This window comes from Microcystis sp. LE18-22.4A (assembly GCF_027531105.1).
Classification (GTDB): Bacteria; Cyanobacteriota; Cyanobacteriia; order Cyanobacteriales; family Microcystaceae; genus Microcystis; species Microcystis aeruginosa.
The window spans coordinates 1-2,957 of the sequence record NZ_JAPZRB010000271.1 but is presented as its reverse complement, the minus strand read 5'-3'; the positions used below and the strand labels follow the sequence as shown (position 1 = coordinate 2,957).

Annotated in this window: 2 protein-coding genes; both read right to left on the bottom strand. The window is 44.8% G+C overall.

Annotated elements, in window-relative coordinates; all coding sequences use genetic code 11:
- Positions 1-198: 198 nt before the first annotated feature.
- Positions 199-1,383 carry a tetratricopeptide repeat protein gene (locus tag O9295_RS12575; protein WP_288033143.1) on the bottom strand — a complete coding sequence of 395 codons (1,185 nt, stop codon included), beginning with the start codon at positions 1,381-1,383 and terminating at the stop codon, positions 199-201.
- Between the two features lie 135 nt (positions 1,384-1,518).
- Positions 1,519-2,733, bottom strand: coding sequence for an RNA-guided endonuclease InsQ/TnpB family protein (locus O9295_RS12570; RefSeq protein ID WP_288033141.1), 1,215 nt, complete (start codon positions 2,731-2,733; stop codon positions 1,519-1,521).
- Positions 2,734-2,957 lie beyond the last annotated feature (224 nt).

The following is a 2,957-nucleotide window of genomic DNA, read 5'->3' as shown; positions in this document are numbered from 1 at the left end:
CCGCAACACAATCAAGATGTCTTGTCTAACAACGCTTTACCAATAAAGCTGAGAGGGAATCCGAACTAGGGAAGTATTCGGAGGTCTGTGCCAGATTGTGTCTCGATGCGGTAGTCTCTACTTGCGTCGCCTAAATTGGTTTAGGTAAGCTCCGTCCCTTTTAGGGCGGGGTTAGTGACTGCTCAAGTTCAGATTGAATCAGGCGGGGGGATTACCGTCGTCTTCGGGCGGTTTTTGCCCTAGTAAAGCCTCTAGACGGGTTTGGGCAAGCTCAAAATCCGGCGCAATCCCTAAAGCTTTTTGATAACAGGAGATCGCTGCTTGGGTTTCGCCCAAATTTTCTAGGGTACTGCCGCGATTGTACCAAGCTTGATAAAAATTATCGTCCGCTTCTAGCACCTGTTGCCAACATTCTAACGCTTCTTGCCAACGTTGCAGTCCGTATAGGGCGCTGCCTCTAGCGTTAATGATTTGGTGATCGTTGGGGGTGATTTCTAGGGCGCGATCATAACTATTTAAAGCCTCCTCGTAGTTACCGATCATGGCTAAGGCACTACCACGATTATGCCAGGCCGAGGCTAATTGGGGATCGATCGTCAAGGCCTGTTCCCAATCAGCGATCGCATTTGACCAATTGCCTAAATTTGCCTGTTCTAAGCCCTGATTAAACCAATCTTCGGCAGTTTCAGGGTTTTTACCTGACAGTGGGGAAAATTGAGCGATGAGACTATCAATAATGCTTTCTGCGTCCTTATTTTCGATGCCTAATTGTTCGGCCATTTGGCCCGCCAGGGTAGGATCGTTTTGCAGACGGTTAAATAATTCATCGAGGGTCAGGGTTTCTAATTGGGGATTTTCTGGGTCAGCACCGTTAAAATCGCTAGTTTCACCCGAATATGAGAGATTTTCTGGGGGTTGCGGCAGGGAATAACTGCCCGGGGCCTCATCTTCGCCGGCGTATTCCCAGATTAAAGTGGCAGTTTCTTTGGTGTAGAGTTGATAACCGATCTCGTAGGAAGCTTCACCAATACGTTCAATCCCCGGGAAAGCGCGGGCTAATTCTCCCAAACGGATCATTCTGGTGGCGAGAAGTTGGTTAAGGGAAGCGGAGGATTGCAGACGGGTGCCAAAGCGCTCTAACCATTCTACCCAATCTTTTTGCCGACCTCGATCGCCCAGTTTTTCAAAAAATCTCAGAATTCTGCCTTCGTGCCAACCGTGGGCCACTCCATCGAGTAACTGCATATAGAGAAACTCGTAATCTGTATCGGTTAGGGGAACAGATTCGATCGCTTGTACTCTCCCCTTTCCCCCTTGTCCCCCCAAAAGTCGGGTAAAAAAGTTTTCGATCGCGCGCCAAAGTTTTCTTAAAAGTCCCTGCATTCTAATCTCGACACTGGTTTTATTAATCTTGCAAGCATCACCCAATTAGTCTAGCAGTTATCAGTTATCGGGGATTGACTCTCCCCCGCTAACCGCGGAGCGCGGTGTAGCGGGGGATTCTCGGTTCTTAGGCTTTTAACTAGATCGACCGAGTTTAACCCAGTCGATCCCCGTCAAATCGCCTCCGCGAGCGTTTTCTAACACGGTCAGTCCGACCGCGTTTTTTCCTCGGTTCTCAATTACCTTCGCTGATGCCGTATCTCTCGGTTCAATGTGGCCGCAAGAATCACACCGGTGAACTCTTTCCGATAACGCTTTTTTACCAGTAATTGCGCCACAATTCGGACACTCTTGCGAGGTTCCGTTTTTATCAACCTTAAGATAATATTTTCCCCGTTTCCAAGCGACAAACGGTAATATCTCGTTAATAAAACTACCGATACCCGAATCCAGAGATTGTTTTCTAACGATTCCTCTAGACCAGGAAACGAAGTTAATATCCTCAACGAAGATATTATCAGCAAAATCACAAAGGTAATGAGCTAGTTTAAAGTGCCAATCTCTACGAGTATTAGACACTTTTTCATGTAATCTTGCTATCTTCTCTTGGAGTTTTAACCAATTGTTTGAGCCTTTAGTTTTCCGTTTCAAGCGTCTTTGTAGCAATTTAAGCTTACTCTGTACTCTCAACAAAAATCGAGGGGCTTTGATTAAATCTCCCCGTGAAGTAGCGACAAAACTTTCAATCCCCGCGTCGATTCCTAAACAGGTCTTCCCTACTGTCATATCGGGAACTAATTCCGGAGATTGGAAGGAAACCGAAACGTAAAATCCCGACGCTTTTTGGATAATTCGAGCTTGTTTAGGCTCAAACCCAGACGGGTATTCTCTAGATGGCCGTATTCTAATTTTTCCTAATTGTGGAAAATTCAAACATCCATCCCCTAGAAAGTTTTTTGACAGCGCAGGAAAAATAAAACTTCGCATCTTTTTTTTGAATCTAGGAAAGCCGAAGCCTTTCGACTTCATCTGGTTAAACGCCTTATCTAAAGTTTTTAAGACTTGCTGTAAGACTTGAGCGTTAACCGTCTTTAATATCGGGTAAACTTTTTTAGCTTCCGTTAGATTTTTAGCTTGAACGAAGTAATTTGGATAGGGTTCATCCACAGGAATTATGTACTCGGAAACTAACGAACAGCGATCCGCAAGACACTTTCGAGAGTTTAACCAATCTTTCCGTTCTGAGAGCGCGTAATTATAAACGCTTTTGCCAACATCAAGAATGTGGATGATCTCCCGTTCCTGTTGTCTGTTTACCTTTAGTTTGTACTGGTAGGTAAGCGTTATCACTGTCGTTCGTTTTGTGATGTACAATTGAATTGTAACACTTACTGCCTAATATGTCAACTGATTACAATCATGGATTTCGCTCTGTTTATAGACTTACCGCTCACGTCGTATTTGTCATCAAATACCGACCATTGCTATTAACAATGAAATCTTAGCCCGACTTCAAGAAATCTTTGTATCAACGCTGACGAAATGGGAAAGCGTGTTGCTTGATTTCAACGGTG

Bases quoted from the DNA above. Each gene is read 5' to 3' on its own strand.
- O9295_RS12575 (WP_288033143.1), bottom strand. From the start codon at position 1,383: ATGCAGGGACTTTTAAGAAAACTTTGGCGCGCGATCGAAAACTTTTTT.